The 17,633-nt window shown below is 64.3% G+C and carries 15 protein-coding genes; 7 read left to right on the forward strand and 8 right to left on the reverse strand.

What is annotated here, in order from left to right; genetic code table 11:
* Positions 1-139: 139 nt before the first annotated feature.
* Complete coding sequence (gene speA / locus G4923_RS20370) at positions 140-2,041, reverse strand: biosynthetic arginine decarboxylase (protein ID WP_163138130.1); 1,902 nt, start codon at positions 2,039-2,041, stop codon at positions 140-142.
* Here speA and G4923_RS20375 point away from each other — a divergent pair.
* From G4923_RS20375 to olsF, 3 genes are all read left to right on the forward strand, one after another.
* Positions 2,022-2,327 carry a hypothetical protein gene (locus G4923_RS20375; protein ID WP_163138129.1) on the forward strand — a complete coding sequence of 102 codons (306 nt, stop codon included), beginning with the start codon at positions 2,022-2,024 and terminating at the stop codon, positions 2,325-2,327. The genes speA and G4923_RS20375 overlap by 20 nt on opposite strands.
* A 774-nt stretch (positions 2,328-3,101) precedes the next feature.
* Positions 3,102-4,328 (forward strand): peptidase T, encoded by a 1,227-nt coding sequence (pepT, locus tag G4923_RS20380; protein WP_163138131.1) that lies wholly within the window; start codon positions 3,102-3,104, stop codon positions 4,326-4,328.
* A 143-nt stretch (positions 4,329-4,471) separates the two neighbouring features.
* Positions 4,472-6,199: a bifunctional ornithine lipid synthase OlsF gene (olsF, locus tag G4923_RS20385; RefSeq protein WP_163138132.1), complete on the forward strand. Its 1,728-nt coding sequence runs from the start codon at positions 4,472-4,474 to the stop codon at positions 6,197-6,199.
* Positions 6,200-6,265: 66 nt separating this feature from the next.
* Here olsF and G4923_RS20390 read toward each other — a convergent pair whose 3' ends face one another.
* The 4 genes from G4923_RS20390 to G4923_RS20405 form a co-directional block, all read right to left on the reverse strand.
* Positions 6,266-6,577 (reverse strand): Rdx family protein, encoded by a 312-nt coding sequence (locus tag G4923_RS20390; protein WP_139744227.1) that lies wholly within the window; start codon positions 6,575-6,577, stop codon positions 6,266-6,268.
* A complete protein-coding gene (locus tag G4923_RS20395; RefSeq protein ID WP_163138133.1) occupies positions 6,574-7,695 on the reverse strand; it encodes an adenosylhomocysteinase in 1,122 nt (373 codons plus the stop codon). The genes G4923_RS20390 and G4923_RS20395 overlap by 4 nt, the downstream gene beginning before the upstream one ends.
* Before the next feature lie 185 nt (positions 7,696-7,880).
* Positions 7,881-8,618 carry a hypothetical protein gene (locus tag G4923_RS20400; RefSeq protein ID WP_163138134.1) on the reverse strand — a complete coding sequence of 246 codons (738 nt, stop codon included), beginning with the start codon at positions 8,616-8,618 and terminating at the stop codon, positions 7,881-7,883.
* A complete protein-coding gene (locus G4923_RS20405) occupies positions 8,618-9,178 on the reverse strand; it encodes a YceI family protein (RefSeq protein WP_025326429.1) in 561 nt (186 codons plus the stop codon). Before G4923_RS20405 ends, G4923_RS20400 begins: the two co-directional genes overlap by 1 nt.
* 110 nt (positions 9,179-9,288) lie before the next feature.
* On the opposite strand from G4923_RS20405, the gene G4923_RS20410 reads away from it, so the two are divergent.
* Positions 9,289-10,191 (forward strand): LysR family transcriptional regulator, encoded by a 903-nt coding sequence (locus G4923_RS20410; protein WP_163138135.1) that lies wholly within the window; start codon positions 9,289-9,291, stop codon positions 10,189-10,191.
* Between the two features lies 1 nt (position 10,192).
* On the opposite strand, the gene G4923_RS20415 is transcribed toward G4923_RS20410, so the two are convergent.
* Complete coding sequence (locus G4923_RS20415; protein ID WP_163138136.1) at positions 10,193-10,606, reverse strand: hypothetical protein; 414 nt, start codon at positions 10,604-10,606, stop codon at positions 10,193-10,195.
* Positions 10,607-10,672: 66 nt separating this feature from the next.
* Here G4923_RS20415 and G4923_RS20420 point away from each other — a divergent pair, with 66 nt between their 5' ends.
* Positions 10,673-12,403 (forward strand): formate--tetrahydrofolate ligase, encoded by a 1,731-nt coding sequence (locus G4923_RS20420; protein WP_163138137.1) that lies wholly within the window; start codon positions 10,673-10,675, stop codon positions 12,401-12,403.
* Between the two features lie 243 nt (positions 12,404-12,646).
* Here the strand turns inward: G4923_RS20420 and G4923_RS20425 are convergent, their stop codons facing one another.
* Together G4923_RS20425 and folE are read right to left on the reverse strand one after the other, a co-directional pair.
* On the reverse strand, positions 12,647-14,296 hold the full coding sequence (locus G4923_RS20425; protein WP_163138138.1) for a methyl-accepting chemotaxis protein: 1,650 nt from the start codon (positions 14,294-14,296) through the stop codon (positions 12,647-12,649).
* A gap of 287 nt (positions 14,297-14,583) precedes the next feature.
* Positions 14,584-15,240, reverse strand: coding sequence for a GTP cyclohydrolase I FolE (gene folE, locus G4923_RS20430; protein ID WP_106887327.1), 657 nt, complete (start codon positions 15,238-15,240; stop codon positions 14,584-14,586).
* Between the two features lie 391 nt (positions 15,241-15,631).
* On the opposite strand from folE, the gene moeA reads away from it, so the two are divergent.
* Positions 15,632-16,858: a molybdopterin molybdotransferase MoeA gene (gene moeA / locus G4923_RS20435; RefSeq protein ID WP_163138157.1), complete on the forward strand. Its 1,227-nt coding sequence runs from the start codon at positions 15,632-15,634 to the stop codon at positions 16,856-16,858.
* A complete protein-coding gene (moeB, locus tag G4923_RS20440) occupies positions 16,855-17,610 on the forward strand; it encodes a molybdopterin-synthase adenylyltransferase MoeB (RefSeq protein ID WP_163138139.1) in 756 nt (251 codons plus the stop codon). The genes moeA and moeB overlap by 4 nt, the downstream gene beginning before the upstream one ends.
* Positions 17,611-17,633 lie beyond the last annotated feature (23 nt).

The following is a 17,633-nucleotide window of genomic DNA, read 5'->3' on the forward strand; positions in this document are numbered from 1 at the left end:
TTGTCCCATCGGATTCTCCACTGATTGGGGGGAAAGGTGTAAACCATATTCAGGACGGGACAGAGACAACAAAAACGGCGCCCGAAGGCGCCGTTTTTCATTCCCGTCTTTTGACCGACGGGGCGAACCAGCCTGTGGCTTATTCGTCTTCCAGGTAGGCGTAGCCTTGCAGACCCAACTCCAGCTCGTCGAGCAGGGCCTTGCGGGTCGCGTCGTCCAGCGCCGGGTGGGAGACGATCCGCTGGTAGTTCTCGCGGATGACGGACGGGTCGATGTTGACGTAACGCAGCAGCTGATCGACGGTATCGCCGCGCACCACGTTGCGAATGTCCATCTTGCCTTCGTCGTCCAGCCACACTTCCGCGCAGTGGGTGTCACCGAACAGGTTGTGCAGATCCCCCAGGATCTCCTGGTAGGCACCCACCAGGAAGAAGCCGACGTGGCACTCTTCGTTCTCGCCGTACTCCGGCATCGGCAGTGTGCTCTCGACACCCAGACCGTCGACGTAGTGCTCTACCTGACCGTCGGAGTCACAGGTGATGTCCATCAGGATGCCGCGGCGGGTGAGCGGACGCTCGAGGCCGGTGAGCGGCATCACGGGGAACACCTGACCTATGCCCCAGGCATCCGGCAGGGACTGGAACAGGGAGAAGTTGGCGAAGCACTTGTCTGCCAGCTTCTCGGAGAGCTCGTCGGCCAGGGCGCGGTGGTTGCGGTTGACCGGGTTGAGCAGCTCCTTGAGCGCCAGGCAGGTGTTCTGGTGCAGCATCTCGGCCCAGGCGCGCTGCTCCAGGTTCAAGAGACCCATGGTGAACTGGGCGTTCACATCCCCAAGGTCGGCCACGGAGTCGTGGAAGATCTCCAGCAGGGAGGGATCTTCACTGCGCAGGTCCAGCCAGCCTTTCCACATGTTCTGCAAGATGGTCGGGGCGTCTTCATCCGGCGCGTGGATGTCGTTCACCTCCACCCCTTCGGCACCAATCAGATTGGTGACCAGCACGGCGTGGTGGGCGGTCAGGGCACGGCCGGACTCGCTGATGATGGTCGGGTGCGGCAGGTCGAACTCGCGGCACACATCGCCTATGCCCCACACCACGTTGTTGGCGTATTCGGACAGGCTGTAGTTGGCGGAGCAGTGGCTCTGGGAGCGGGTGCCCTCATAGTCCACCCCCAGGCCGCCGCCCACATCGACCACGTCGATGGGCACGCCGAGGCGACGCAGTTCGGCATAGAAGCGGCCGCACTCACGGATGCCGCCCTGGATGTCGCGGATGTTGGCTATCTGGGAGCCCAGGTGGAAGTGCAGCAGTTGAAGGCAATCGAGCTTGCCGAGGCTGCGCAGACGCTCCACCAGCGCCAGGATCTGGGAGGCGGAGAGGCCGAACTTGGACATGGAGCCACCGCTCGATTCCCACATGCCGGAGCCGGTGGAGGCAAGCTTGGCACGCACCCCGATATTGGGCTTGATGTTGAGGCGAACTGACTCGTCCAGCACCATTTCCAGCTCGGAGGGTTTCTCCACCACTATGTAGACCTTGTGGCCCATCAGGTTGCCCAAGAGGGCGTGGCGGATGTATTCGCGGTCCTTGTAACCGTTGCAGACGATCACGGAGCCTTGCTCATGATGATGGGACAGCACGGCCAGCAGCTCCGGTTTGGAGCCGGCCTCCAGCCCAAGCCGCGGCTTGTCGCTGTAGGACTGACTGATGGTCTCGATGACGCGACGCTGCTGGTTTACCTTGATCGGGTAAACGCACAGGTAGTCCCCTTCATAGCCTGACTTCTCGATGGCCTGACCGAAGGCGTTGAACAACGCATCGACCCGGCTCTTGAGGATGTCGGGGAAACGCAGCAATACCGGGGTAGTCAGTCCGGACTGGCGCAGCTGTTCGATGGCCTCGGACAGCACTATATGCGCCCCGGGACGAGACTTGTCGGGGGAGACGGTCACATGACCGGCGTCATTGATATTGAAAAAACCCGCACCCCAGTAGGGGACGTTGTAGACCTTCAAGGAGTCCTTGCTGGACCAGTTAGTCATGGGCTATGCCTCGCAAATGAGCGGCCAGAAGGCCGCCTTCGTTACCCTCAATCACATCCAGACCATCGATTGCAACATGCGGCGAGCAAAGGCTGCCTGCGGGCACCCGGTGCGTCACGGCCAGCGGGGGAGGCATTATCGCCTGACCCTGGGCCTTGTCACAGCCAGATCCTCTATTGCACATCGCGGCAAGCCAAGGCTGCCTGGTGGATCTTGGGAAGTAACGAGTCTTGATGTGGGGCTGGTGGCTTTACATCAAGCTCAACGGTATGCGGTGCCACTCTAATGGGGCGCCGCGGTACTTTGATGACAACCGGCATCAGCCACGCCGTTCGTTCATCATTCGGCAGCCATCCCGACAGAAGGAGAGAGGTTCAAGGAAGAGAAGGGTAGACGTCAGCACGCACGCGTGTTGATAAACGACAACCACCACAGCCCGCTCAACGCCAGTGACCGCCCATGACAAGGGAAGATGATGAGCCGTTGGCCCACTCGGTCAGTAGGTGATGAGAGTCTGTTGTTCTCCCTGATACCGGAGCCTAACCGGTATTAAAGAAACCATTCCCCAGCAGTGTCTGTCGTTTCTGCGTGCCTCGCCCTATAGGCGTCTGATCCTGTCGGTGTCTGGCGGCCTCTGCCTGCTCAGGGTTACCCTCGGATCGGCGCGGAGTGTACACACTTACCGGCGCCACTGACAATAAAAAATCGTGTTAAAAAATGGGTTTTGATCGATGGGTCAAATCTTGCTGCCAGCAAGGCTGGCTCTGGGATGGCGAGGGATGAGCCCGCTCGGGATTGGCCCTGAAAATAACAGGGGAACCGGCCATTTTCCCCCACCCCTTGCCAGTGCTGGGCCGGGGGGAAATTCAGCCCTTTCGCATATGCATGACCAGTTTTAAATTTGGAATTTTTATTCAAAACACCTTAGGATTGGGCCCCCTCCCCCAGCGCCCCCCACGGGATCCTTGCCCAAGAAATTCATCAAAAAATGCGCTGACGCAATAATCAGGCTGGCCGTCTTGTCCACAATGGTGCCTCTTTTGTGGTTTGAGGCCTGCCAATGGATACCCTGCTTGAGCGTTTTCTGCGTTACCTGACTTTTCATACCCGCTCCGATGCGACCAATCCTGCCTGCCCCAGCAGCGAGGGCCAGCTCGTCTTCGCCCGCGCCCTCTTCGAGGAGATGATCCAGCTGGGACTGACTCAGGTCACCCTGGACGAGCACGGCTATCTCACCGCCTGCCTGCCGGGCAACCAGCCACAGGCACCGGCCATCGGGCTCATCGCCCACATGGATACCGCCGATTACGAGGCCGCGCAGGTGGTGCCCCAGATAGTCGAGAATTATCAGGGGGGCGACATTTGTCTGGGCAAGGGGGACGAGGTGCTGGCCATTCGCCAGTACCGCTGCCTGAAAAACTACCTGGGGCAGGATCTCATCACCACGGACGGCACCACCCTGCTTGGGGCCGACGACAAGGCGGGCATCGCCGAGATCCTCACCGCTGCCCAGTACCTGCGGGCCAACCCCGACATCCCCCGCGGGGATCTCTGGATAGGCTTCACCCCGGACGAGGAGATAGGCCGCGGCGCCGATCTGTTCCCCTTGGACAGATTCCCGGCCAAATGGGCCTATACCGTCGATGGCGGTGAACTGGGCGAGCTGGAGTATGAAAACTTCAACGCCGCCAGCGCCACTGTGCGCATCACAGGCAACAACGTGCACCCCGGCACCGCCAAGGGCAGCATGATCAACAGCCAGACCCTGGCCGCCCGCTTCCACGCCGAGATGCCTCCCGAGCAGACCCCGGAGGCGACCTCCGGCTATGAGGGCTTCTTCCACCTGGCCCGGATGGAGGGCACAGTGGAGGAGAGCACACTGCACTACCTCATCCGCGACTTTGACGACGACCACTTCGCCGCCCGTAAGGCCCAACTCAAGGAGCGGGTCGCCTCCCTGCAGCTCGACTGCCCCAAGGCGCGCATCGAGCTGACGATAGAGGACAACTACCGCAACATGCGCAGCCAGATAGCGCCGCACATGCACATCATCACGCTTGCCAGGGCCGCCATGGAGGCCGCCGACGTGGTCCCCAAGATCAAGCCCATTCGCGGTGGCACCGACGGCGCCCGCCTCTCCTTTATGGGGCTGCCCTGCCCGAACCTCTTCACCGGCGGTCACAACTTCCACGGCAAGCACGAGTTCATCCCGCTGCAATCCATGGAGAAGGCGGTCGCCACCCTGGTGGCCCTGGTGCGGCTCACCTCGGCCTGGCGGGAGCAGTGACGGCAGCCTGAACGGGGCCGGGTGAGAGCAATAACGGCGGTCTGAGCGGGGCCCTGCGCCCCGTCATCAAACCGTCACACCGCTGCCACAAAGGGGAAACCGGGGGGCGGCAGGCTGGGGCAACGTTCCGCGGAGCCTTGCCCATGTTCAACGTCGATACCCTGCTCGGGCAGCATCTGCCCCGCCTCGCCACCCAACCCCTGATCCGTCCCCTGCTCCGGCAGGGGCTGCGCTGGCTGCTGCACGAGGAGGCCTTCACCGAGTTTGCCGAGCGCCATCCTCACCTGCGCGGCCTCGACTTCGTCGAGCAGGCCCTCGGCGCCCTCGATTTTGACTACTGGGTGAGCGAGGCCGAACTCGAGAACATCCCCGCCAGCGGCCGGGTCATGATAGTCGCGAACCACCCCATAGGATCCCTGGACGGGCTGGCCCTGCTGCGCCTGCTCGGCCGCATCCGCCCCGACGTCAAGATAGTGGCCAACCGGCTGCTGGCGGAGATCCGCCCCCTGCGTCCCTTGCTGCTGCCGGTTGACAACCTGGGGGGCAAGACAGACAGACGCGCCATTCTGGCCATGGGGGAACACCTGGCACAAGAAGGCGCCCTCATCATCTTCCCCGCCGGCGAAGTGTCGCGCCTCGGCCCCAAGGGGGTGAAGGACGGCCCCTGGCAGGGGGGCTTCATCAAGCTCGCCAGACGCACCCGCACCCCGCTGGTGCCCATCCATCTGGACGGGCGTAACGGCCTCCCCTTCTATCTCGCCTCCTGGCTCCACAAGCCCGCCTCCGCCCTGCTGCTGGTGCGCCAGCTGTTTCGCCAGCAGGGGCGGCGCATCTCCCTCACCCTGGGGGAGCGCATCCCGCCCCAGAGTCTCGGGGAGCTCGCCCCCAAGACAGCAGCAGCCCTGGTGCGCCGCCACCTCTATCGCCTCGGCAAGGGGAAGAGGGGCCCCCTGGCGACCGAGGCCCCCATAGCCCTGCCGGAGGAGCGCCGTCAGCTCAAACAGGCCATAGACGGCTGCGAGCTGCTCGGACAGACCCCGGACGGCCAGCGCATCCTGCTCTATCGCCGCCACGAGCAGGGCCACTCTGTGATACTGCGCGAGCTGGGGCGACTGCGGGAGATCGCCTTTCGCGCCGTGGGGGAAGGCTCGGGCAGACGGCGGGATCTCGATGCCTTCGACGATGACTACCACCACCTCATCCTCTGGGATCCGGCCCGCCTCGACATCATAGGAGCCTACCGCTTCGCCCCCGTGGCCGAGCTACTGGCGCGCAAAGGCCTGAGCGGCCTCTACAGCCACACCCTGTTCGGGTTTGAAGAGAGGCTGCTGCCCCGGCTGGAGCAGGCCATCGAGCTTGGCCGCAGCTTCATCCAGCCCGCCTACTGGGGCAAACGGGGGCTCGACTACCTCTGGTTCGGCATAGGGGCCTACCTGGCCCGCTACCCCCAGTATCGGTATCTGTTCGGGCCCGTGACCCTCTCCGGCAGCCTGCCGCCGGCGGCCAAGGATCTGCTGGTGGGCTTCTACCGCCAGCACTTCGCCCCCGAGCTTGCCCTTGCCCCCTCCCGCCGCCCCTACCCCGAGACGGCGCCCCTGTTCGAGGGGGCCGATTACGGTGCCGATCTCAAGGCGCTCAAGGCTCGCCTCGACCACCTGGGTTGCACCATCCCCACCCTCTACAAGCAGTATTCCGAGCTGTGCGAACCGGGGGGCGTGCAGTTCATGGACTTTGGCATAGACCCTGACTTCAACCACTGCATCGACGGCCTGGTGTGGGTGGACGTGAGCCGCATCAAGCCCCACAAGCGGGCCCGCTACATAGGTTCTCCCGCGAGCGGGACCGACGCCCCGTCGCCAGCAGCCTCTTAGCAGTCGGAACAAAAAAAGAGAGGGAGGCCTGCGCCTCCCTCTCTCGTTCAACCCCTTGTCCCTGGCCTACTCGGTGGCAGGCTTGCGATCGGCGTGGCCGAGATCGCGCTCCGGGGCTATGAGGTCCCGCACCCGCTGCTTGATCTCTTTGGCCTCGGGGAAGCCCTCGTCGACCACCCTGTCCCACACCTGTATCCCGTTGACCAAGATCTTGAATTCCCCCTTGCTGGCGGGCACCAGCGCCACCTCGCCGAGATCGCTGTCGAAGGTGGAGAGCAGCTCCTGGGCCAGCCAGGCGGCGCGCAGCATCCAGCGGCAGAGGGTGCAGTAGCGGATCTCGATGCGCGGCTTGCTGACCGGGGTCTGTCGTTCTGTCATGCGATGACTCCATGAAAATCGGTTAACCAGTGGCGGGCTATGGTCTGCATGGTGGCCTGGGGCAACTCGAGCAGGCCGGGTGCCGGCCGCTGCCCGGCCAGCTGGTGCACCCCTTCGATGATCTCAGCCAGCACCAGATAGACGTACTCGCCGATGACGGCGCCGTGGACGAAGTTCACCGCCTCACCGCGATTGAGCAGGAAGATGGTGCTGCCATCCGGGCGCGTGAGCGCCAGCACATGGGGGCACACCTCCTCGCTCGGCCAGGGCAGTTGGGAGAGGCAGAAGGCGAACTCGTCGTCCGCCGAGGTGACAGAGGCCACCATGGCGCCGGGGCGCAGCGCCTGCAAGTCGGCGATGTCCAGGGCCCCGTTGCCGGTGCAGCAGATCACCAGCTCGGCGCGGCCGAGGGCCTCGGCCTTGTTCACCAGCTTGAAGCCGTGGGAGAGCGCCTCCACCTGGCGCAGGGCATCCGTCTCCACCAGCTCCAGGTGCAGGTTGCGGCAGCGCAGCTCGCGGGCGATGCTGCGCCCCACCTTGCCATAGCCAAACAGGGCGGCCTGGCAGACGTTGAAGGTACGCCTCAGGGTGCGCGCCAGGGACTCGGCGGAGTAGACCACGCTCAGGCCGATCTGGATGTCTTCCGCCTGCTTGAGGGGGCTGCGCGCCACCGAGATGACGGGGGCGGCCAGCAGCTCCTGTTCGTAGCGCTGATGGCCGTTCTCTGTCATCTCCACCACCCCGAGAAAGCGCTCGCCGAAGTGTTCAGAGAGTACAGCCTGGGTCTTGGCGAAGTAGCCGCCTATGTCCAGGATGATGAGCCGCTCATGCTCCCGCACCAGGGGGGCAATCTGGGCAATGACGCCCTCGGGATCCGAGGTCCAGTGGCGATTGAGGGGCAGCACTGGGTAGTGCTGCTGGGCCCAGGCCAGGGTCGGCCCGTGAACGGACTTGGGTTTGGGCAGTATGGCGCCGACCCGCCCCACCCGGTCGAGCACCTGGATGAAATGGGGTCGGTCTGGGAGCAGGTGGGTCACCAGCAGAATGCAGAGATCCCCGAGGCGTCCCTGCTCGGTGAAATGGCGAAAAAACAGATGCTCAGATCCCTGACTGCGCAACTGTGGCCTCCTTAGCGTGCCGCGAGAAAGCAGGCAAACAGAACCCGGCATAGCCGGGTTCTGTGTGTGTCCAGATAATTGAAAATCCTTTTTATCTGAAAGCACCATGGGGCTCAATCTTTATCTGTGCAGACTTTGACTAACCCATCAATTTATAAGGTAATAGTCTGTTTTTCATGCAGAAATTAATAAAGTGATGCCTCTGGCCAGACCCACCACAGACTCAAACCAGCGCCAATTGCCCCTACCAGGATAAGCAGACCCCAACGAGACAACCCCGGGCGCTTGCGCAGGACCCACTCCAAGAGCGGCAGCAACCAGACCGGCAGCAGCACCAGCAGCGGCACTTCCACGTATTGCCAGGCCAGCATCTGCACGAAGGCCAGCGCCAGCGCCAGGGCGGCAGGAGTCACCTTGATGCCAGCAAAGGCACCGAGCAGGGCACGGAAACCGGCGAAGGCGGCCAGGGCGCCCGCCAGTTGGGCGATCAGCAGGCTGCCATCGATGCCGATGACCAGCGCCAACCAGATGAAGCCCAGGGCAAAGCCCAGCCCCTCCTCGCTGTCACCGCGCCAGCCCGTCCAGCCGAACCAGGCGATGGCGGGCAAGAGTGCCAGCCAGATGCGCGGCTCGATGTCGAGCACCGAGGCCAGCCCCTGCCACCACACCAGGGCACCGACCACGGCGAACAGTGCCAGGGCTATGCCCTTGTCTGCCAGTTGCAGCGCCACGGCGGGCACCAGCAGGCACAGCGGCAGCCACTGCCACGCCTTGACCGGCAGGCCATAGGCGCCGCCCAGCAGGCAGCCCACCAGCCAGAGCGCGAGCGCCCCCCACAGATACCCCAGTCGCGGCCAGCGCCATGACAGCAAAGCGGCCCCTAAAGGAGCCGCCAGGGTTTGTAGCAAGAGTGCTGCGCCCATTACTTGCGCACACCTTCGACGAACAGGTTGATGCTCATCTCATCCGGAATGCCCGGCAGCATGTAGTTCACGCCAAAGTCGCTGCGCTTGATGGTGGTGGTGGCGTTGAAGCCGCTGCGGTAGCCGCCCCAGGGATCCTTGCCTTCGCCGATGTGGACCATGTCGAAGGCCACGTCCTTGGAGACGCCGTGCAGGGTCAGGGTGCCCTTGAGCACGCCCTTGTCCTTGGTGCCTTCATAGCCGGAGCTGACGAAGGTCATCTTGGGGTACTGCTTGACGTCCAGGAAGTCGGGGCTGCGCAGGTGCTTGTCGCGGGCCTCGTGGTTGGAGTCCACGCTGGCGGCGTCGATTTCGAAGCTCGCCTTGGCGGCGGTCGGATTGGCATCATCCATGCTGAAGGTGCCGCTGAAGGTGTTGAACCGGCCGACCAGCTCGGAGAAGCCGAGGTGGCCCACCTTGAACTGGACTGTGGTGTGAGCCGCATCGACATCGTAGTCGGCCGCCATCAGGGGAGCCGCCATAAACAGGCAGGAAGCCAGCAGGGCCTTGGTCATTTTCATTCCGATCGTTCCTTCATTGGGGGGTTCACATCGATACCCGACATGCTAACCTCCGGGCAGGAATGGATAATCATCGATTTATTAAAATAATTATCAACCGAGAGTGGAATATGGATCAGATAGCCGCCATGCGCACCTTCATCAAGGTGGTGGAGTGCCAGAGCTTTACCAAGGCCGCCCATCAGCTCGGCATCTCGGTCGCCATGACCTCCAAGCTGATGCAGCAGCTCGAGGAGTCATTGTCGACCCGGCTGCTGTCACGCACCACCCGCCAGGTCAACCCCACAGAGGCGGGCCAGTTCTACTACCAGCGCTCCCTGGCCCTGCTGGCGGAGCTGGAAGAGACCCACAGCCAGCTCACCCACAACAACCAGCAGCCCCAGGGCACCCTCAAGCTCTCGGTGCCCATGGACTTTGGCTACCTGCACCTCTCCCCCGCCCTGCCGCTGTTTCGGACGCGGTTTCCCGAGCTCAAGCTGGAGATAGAGTACAGCGACCGGCGGGTGGCCCTGGTGGAGGAGGGGTTCGATCTGGCGCTGCGGATCGGCAACCTGCCGGACTCCTCCCTGGTGGCCAAGCCGCTGGCCACCATGAAACTGGTGGTGTGCGCCAGCCCCGAATACCTGGCCCGCAGGGGCACCCCAAAGACCCCGGAGGATCTCAAGCAGCACGACTGTCTCATCTACACCCTGACCCAGCCGGACTGGGTCTTCAAACGGGATGGGGAGCAGCAAAGCGTGCGCCCCCAGGGGCCCCTTCGTGCCAACAACGGGGTGGCCCTGACCCGGGCCGCCTGCGACCACCAGGGCATCATATTGCAGCCCACCTTCATCGTCGGGGATGCGCTGCGCTCAGGCGCCTTGGTGCCCCTGCTGCCGGAATGGGAGAAGGGACAGGTGGGGCTCTATGCCCTCTATCCGCACCGCCGTTTCGTCTCGGCCAAGGTACGTTGTTTCATCGAGTTCGTGCAGGAGCGCTACCTGGCCCCCCACTACTGGGACAGGGAGGTGTGAACTAGCGCGCTGGGCCGGCCGGCAGTGGCAGCTCGGCCACCAGCAGCAGATCGCGCAAAGTCAGCTGCCAGCGCGGCAGGCGCCGTGCCAGGGTGGCAAGCTGCTCCTCGCCAAGCGCATAGGGCAGGGTGATGTGCAGGCAGTGGCAATCGAGCATGGCCGCCAGTTGCAGGATCAGCGCGAGGTTGGCCTCGTCCGTCTTGCGCTTGTTGATGCGCTTGGCGAGCTCCTGGCGAAAGTGAGTCTCGGGATCCTGGGTCATCGCCTGCCAGCCGTAGCCGAACAGCGGGACCAAGGCGCTGACGATGCCAAGGGCGGTGAGCGGCTGCTTGGGAGGATGGTAGAGGGCATTGAGGTCCAGCAGTATGGGGCTTTGATGGGGCTCACGACTGCCGGATAAAATAGTATTACTCATTGGATAACCTTATTGATTCCTCTAGACTTCGCCGCATCTTTGACCTGACATGCCAACGAGGTGCTGATGCTAAGCGATATCGAGATCTCCCGCCAGTCCCCCCGTCTCTCCATTCAGGCGCTGGCCGAACGCCTCGCCATCCCGTCCCACCAGCTCAGCCCCCAGGGCCACCACAAGGGCAAACTCAGTCTCGAACTGCTCAAGTCCCGGCCCGGGCAGGCAGGTCAGCTGGTGCTGGTAAGCGCCATCACCCCCACTCCCCTTGGCGAGGGCAAGACGGTCACCACCCTGGGCCTCTCCATGGGCCTCAATCACATAGGCCGGCCCAGCATAGCCACCATACGCCAGCCGAGCCTCGGGCCGGTGTTCGGGGTCAAGGGGGGCGCCGCCGGGGGCGGACATGCGCAGGTGGTGCCCATGGAGGAGATGAACCTGCACCTCACCGGGGACTTTCACGCCCTGAGCGCCGCCCACAACCTGGCGGCGGCGGCCCTGGATGCCCGCCTGTTCCACGAGCAGAAACTGGGCGACCAGTTCAGCGCCAGGACCGGCCTCTCGCGCCTCGAGATAGACCCGGCCAACATCCTCTGGCCGCGCACCCTGGACATAAACGACCGCGCCCTGCGCCATCTCACCCTAGGCCAGGGCGGCCCCGCCGATGGGGTGGAGCGCCCCGATCGCTTCGTCATCACCGCCGCCTCCGAGCTGATGGCCATTCTGGCGCTGGCCAGCGATCTGAAAGACTTGCGCGCGCGCATAGGCCGCATCCAGCTGGCGCTGGACATCCACGGCAGCCCCATCACCACCGAGCAGCTGGAGGTGGCGGGGGCCATGACGGTGCTGCTCAAAGACGCCCTGCAACCGACCCTGATGCAGACCACGGAGCAGACCCCGGTGCTGGTGCACGCCGGCCCCTTCGCCAACATCGCCCACGGCAACTCCTCCGTCATCGCCGATCGCATCGCCCTGGGCCTCACCGACTATGTGGTGACCGAGGCGGGCTTTGGCTCCGACATGGGGCTGGAGAAGTTCTTCAACATCAAGAGCCGCCAGTCCGGCATCACCCCCGCCTGCGTGGTGCTGGTGGCCACGGTGCGCGGCCTCAAGGCCAACAGCGGCCTGCTCGACATTCGCCCGGGCCAGCCGCTGCCGGCGAGCCTCCAGGGGGAAGACCTGCCCACCCTCAAGCAGGGCTGCGCCAACCTCGCCTGGCATATCCGCAACGCCCGCCGCTATGGGGTGCCCGTGGTGGTTGCCATCAACCGCTTCCCGAGCGACAGCCAGGCCGAGCTGGATCTGCTGGCCCGCGAGGCGCTGGCCGCCGGTGCCTGTGACGCCGCCATCTCCCACGCCTTCACCGAGGGGGGCGCGGGCGCCAGCGAGCTGGCCCGGGCCGTGGTCGCCGCCTGTGCGCTGCCAAGGGACGTCAAGCTGCTCTACCCAGACGAGATGAGCCTCGGCGCCAAGCTCGCCACCCTGGTGGAGTGCGGCTACGGCGGGCGCGGGGTGCGGCTCTCGGACAAGGCGCGCCAGCAGTTGGCCCGGCTCTCGGCCGAGGGCTGGGATCACCTGCCCATCTGCGTGGCCAAGACGCCGCTCTCCATCAGCCATGATCCGGCCATCAAGGGAGTACCGACGGACTTCGAGGTGCCCATCGAGGAGGTGAAGCTCTGCGCCGGCGCCGGTTTCGTCTATGCCCTGGCGGGCCCCATCATGACAATGCCTGGCCTTGGCAGTCTGCCGGCCTATCGCCATATCGACATCGATGACGACGGCGAGATCATTGGACTGAGCTAAGGACCCTGTTGGCAGCCTGCCTTCCCTGAGCGCCATATCGATATCGACAACGACGGCGAGATAGTGGGCCTGAGCTGATAACCGCACCGGCGGCCTACCCTCCCCAACCGCCATATCGGCATCGACGACGACGGCGAGATAGTGGGCCTGAGCTGACGGCGACATAGTCAGCCCCAAGCAATACGCCAGAAACAACAAGGCCCCACCGATTGGCGGGGCCTTCTGCTATCCGTGGGTCAAGGCTTAGAGGGTGAAGCGCTGGGTCATATGGTGCAGGTTGTTGGCCAGCTTGCTCAACTCGACACAGGCCTGGGCGGTCTGCTGCGCCCCCTGGGCGTTCTCGTCGGCGGCATTGTGGATGTTCACTATGCTGCGGTTGAGCTCCTCGGTCACCGCGTTCTGCTCTTCGGTGGCGGTGGCGATCAGGGTGTTCATGTCGCTGATCTGGGTGACGGCGCCGTTGATGCTGTCGATGCTGCCCCCCGCTTCCCGTGCCAGTCCGACGCTCTCCTGCATCTGCTGACGGCTCAGTTGCATGGCGTTGCCCGCTTCGGCGGTGCGCTCCTGCAGCAGCGCTATCATCTTGCTGATCTCGGCGGTGGAGGCTTGGGTACGCTGGGCCAGGGAGCGCACTTCGTCCGCGACGACCGCAAAACCACGCCCCTGCTCGCCGGCCCGGGCCGCCTCTATGGCCGCGTTGAGTGCCAGCAGGTTGGTCTGCTCAGCGATGCCGCGAATGACATCCAGCACCATGCTGATGCTGGCACTGTCCGCTTCCAGCTGCGACACCACAGTGCCCGCCTGCTCTATCTGCTGGGACACCTGCTCTATGCTGCCGATGGCGCTGCGCACCACCTGATTGCCCTGGGTCGAGGTGCGGGAGGCCTCCTTGGCCGCGCTCATGGCATCCGTGGTGTTGCGGGCCACCTCATTGACGGTGGACTGCATCTCGTTCATGGCGGTGGCCACCTGGGAGACCTCGCTCTGCTGGCTGGCCATGCCCTTGGCGGACTGCTCGGAGATGGCGCTCACCTCCTCCACAGCGCTGCTGAGCTGGCTCACCGAGCCGGCTATCTCGCTCACCAGGTCCGCCAGCGCCCCCTGCATGCGGTCGATGGCCGAACCGAGCTGACCCAGCTCGTCGCGGTTGAAGCGACTGCCACGGATCCACTCCTGCAGCTCCCCCTTGCCGAGATCGCCACCCGCGATGCGCTGGGCCTGACGGGCCAGCATGATGAGCGGGTCGCGGATCTGGCGGGTCAGCACCACAGAGAGCGCGATCACCAGCGCCAGACCGACCAGCAGGGCCAGGGTGACGCTCAGCTTGGCAGAGTCATACGCACCCACCACTACCTTGCGGGAGGCGTCGGCATAGCCATGGTTGATGCGTACCAGATCGCCAACCGACTTGGCCAGGTTGGTGTAGAGGGTGATCCCCTCCCCCATGAAGAGGTGCTGGGCCTCGGTCATCTGCCCTGAGTCCTGCATCTGCCTGATGCGCTGGTGCAGGCCGAGGTATTTCTCCCAGTCCGCCTTGACGATGTCGAAGGTGCGGCGCTCCTCCACATCCTCCGCCCAGATGGTGGCATCGTGGGCCGCTATCTGCTGCCCGGCCTCCCTCAGGCTCTTCTCGCTCTCATTGCGGTAATGGGCCTGCTGCTGGGGATCGTCCGCCACCAGAAAGACATCCAGCTCATAGCGGCGCACCGCATTGATGGTTTCCCCCAGGGTGCTGGTGCGCACCACGGCGGGCAGTATGCTGTCGGTGAACCCGGTGGCGGCCCGGTTCATGGTGCTGAATTCAAACAGTGAAAAACCGCCGATAAAGGCCATCATCAGGCCGAGTACGGCAAAGCCGGCGGTGAGTTTCTTGCCTATCGTCATGGTGTTCATGGCATGTCCTGCATATGGGTCATCAAGTGGCATTCGTCGGCGCCGGCCCTTCGAGGCGCGAGCACGCTAGCTGCCATCCATAGCAGTCATTCAAATCTCATCCGTATAGACACGGACGAGGGGGCCAAACGGGTGTCAAACAGACCATCTCGTGGCACGGTGAGCTGTATCGGCGCACGCGGGCATCCCTTTAGGATTTTTTCAGAAAATAAACCGGGGTGGGCAGACGGGAGGGAAGAGGAGGAAGAAGAAGTCGGGGCATGTCGGTGGGACATGCCCCAGGGTGACTAGCCTTTCAGGCCACCGAGAAACTCGGCACGGGTGTCTGGCTGGGTCTTGAAGACGCCGCCGAGGGAGGTGGTGGTGGTATAGGAGGTCGAATCCATCACCCCACGGGCCTTCACGCAGAAGTGGGTCGCCTTGATGCTGATGGCCACGTCCCTGGTGCCGAGCAGGGTCTGCAGCGCCAGCAGTATCTGCTGGGTGAGCCGCTCCTGCACCTGGGGACGGCGGGCGAAGAACTGCACTATGCGGTTGATCTTCGACAGCCCGATCACCTTGCCACGGGGGATGTAGGCCACGTGGGCCAGCCCGTCTATGGTGACGAAGTGGTGCTCACAGGTGCTGGTGAGACTGATGTCCCGCACCATGATCATCTCGTCCACCTTCATCTTGTTCTCGATCACCGTCACCTTGGGGAAGGTGGCGTAGTCGAGGCCAGAGAAGATCTCGTTCACGTACATCTTGGCGATGCGGTGCGGCGTCTCGGCCAGACTGTCATCGGCCAGATCCAGCCCAAGCGTCTCCATGATGGCGCGCATATGGCCTTCGATGTTTTCCTTCTTCTGCTGGCCGTTCAACCCATTGGCCACCAGTGGTGTCTCCAGGCCCTCGGCCTCGAGCGCTGCCCTGACCAACAGGGCTTCCTGGCTAAAGCTCGTCATCTTGTTTCTCTCCCACGCTCAGGGACTGTGCTGGCCATCGACGTGGTGCCGTGGCGCAATGTTACAGGGCGATTATTGTCATAATTCAAACTAACTCAAGCCCGCTACCCGACTTTATGCCAAACCGCCCCGTTTTACCCTCTCCCCCCCTCCCCGTTCGGGGGGGCGCTGGGCAGACGGTCCGGCCCCTCGCTGGCCGGTGCACGGCCGCTGGTGCCAGGGGCGGCGTCTGCCGGGCCACACGCCACCCACAAGGAGGTAATTCAAGGGAATGACCGCCCCTCTCATCACGGCAAAACCGGCTTTATCCCCCCTTCCTGCGCGATCCGCCTGCCCATACGGGCGGATTTTTGGGATAATCCGCCCCCTATACACCAGAGAGGTCATGATGATGGGATTCGATACCGGTGCACTCCTCCCCTTGGACAAGGCCCTGCAAGGGATGCTGGAACAACTCAGCTGCCGCTGCGAGACGGAGCAGTTGCCGCTGCCCCAGGCGCTGGATCGGATACTGGCCGAGGAGATAAGCTCCCCCCTGTCAGTGCCCCCCTTCGACAACGCCGCCATGGACGGCTATGCCCTGCGCCTTGCCGATCTCGCCGCCGGCGCCCCGCTCCCCGTGGCGGGCAAGGCCTTCGCCGGTCAGCCCTATGAGGGCGAATGGCCGGCAGGTCACTGCATCCGCATCATGACCGGTGCCCCTGTGCCGGCGGGCACGGAGGCGGTGGTGATGCAGGAAGAAACGCAGGAGGGCGCCAACGGGATCACTTTTCTGACCACCCCCTTCCTTGGCCAGAACATCCGCCGCCGCGGCGAGGACCTGGCCGAAGGGTCTCGGGTGCTGGCCAGCGGCCTGCGCCTCAGCCCCCGGGAGCTGCCGCTGCTGGCATCGCTCGGCATCGCCACTGTGACGGTGCGCCGCCCCCTCAAGGTCGCCATCTTCAGCACGGGGGACGAGCTCAAACCCCTGGGAACCCCCCTCGCCCACGGCGACATCTATGACTCCAACCGTTACGCAGTCAAGGCCATGCTGACCCGCATGGGCATAGAGTGCCTGGATCTTGGCATCATCCCCGACGACCCCGCTCAGCTGCGCGCCGCCTTCATCCAGGCCGACCGCGAGGCCGATGCCCTGATCACCACGGGGGGCGTCTCGGTCGGGGAGGCAGACTTCACCAAGCAGTTGCTGGAGGAGCTTGGCGAAATCGGCTTCTGGAAGCTCGCCATCAAGCCGGGCAAGCCCTTTGCCTTCGGCCGCCTGCCGAACGCCTGGTTCTTCGGCCTGCCGGGCAACCCTGTCTCCGCCATGGTCACCTTCGATCAGCTGGTGCAACCGGCGCTGGCCAAACTGGCCGGCCACCACTTCGCGCGCCCCCTGCCGTTGCAGGCCATGGCTGCCGAGCCCCTCAAGAAGGCGCCGGGGCGCCTGGACTTCCAGCGCGGCATCCTGAGCCTTGGCCCGAACGGCCTGGAGGTGCGCAGCACCGGCTCCCAGGACTCCGGCGTCTTCAGCTCCCTCTCCCGGGCCAACTGCTACATAGTCCTCGAGCAGGCGCGGGGCAAGGTGGCCGCCGGTGAGACGGTGACCGTCGAGCCCTTCTCGGGGCTGCTGCTGTGAGCGAGATCCTGAGCGATGCCGAGCTCCTTCGCTACAACCGCCAGATAGTGCTCAAGTCTTTCGATTTCGAGGGGCAGGAGGCGCTCAAGCAGGCGCGGGTGCTGGTGATAGGCGCCGGGGGCCTGGGCTGCGCCGCCAGCCAGTACCTGGCGGTGGCCGGGGTCGGCCACCTCACCCTGGTCGATTTCGATCGGGTGGAGCTCTCCAATTTGCAGCGCCAGGTACTGCACACCGACGAGCGCATCGGCATGTACAAGGTGGACTCCGCCGCCCTGGCGCTGCGGGCCCTCAATCCCTGGCTCGAGGTGGAGACTCACGCCCTCCTCGCAGACGAGGCGCTGCTCGATGCACTGCTGCCCAGCCACCAGCTGGTGCTCGACTGCACCGACAACGTTGCCATCCGCAACCTGCTCAACCAGCGCGCCCGCCAGCATAGGGTGCCCCTGGTGTCCGGTGCCGCCATCCGGCTGGAGGGGCAGCTGTGCAGCTTCACCTGGCAGGCGGACGAGCCCTGCTACGCCTGCCTGAGCGCCCTGTTTGGCGAGCAGTCCCTGACCTGTGTCGAGGCCGGGGTGCTGGCCCCCGTGGTGGGACTGGTGGGCAGCCTGCAGGCGCTGGAAGCCATCAAGCTGCTGGCGGGCATGGGCAAAAGCCACAGCGGCCGCCTGCTGATGATAGACGGCCTGGGTGGCAGCTTTCGCGAGATGAAGCTGCCCAAGCGCCCGGATTGTCCGGTCTGCTCCCAGCCCTGAGTGGCAAAACGCACCCACCAAAA

Origin of the sequence: Aeromonas rivipollensis (assembly GCF_010974825.1) — a bacterium.
GTDB classification, from domain to species: domain Bacteria; phylum Pseudomonadota; class Gammaproteobacteria; order Enterobacterales; family Aeromonadaceae; genus Aeromonas; species Aeromonas rivipollensis.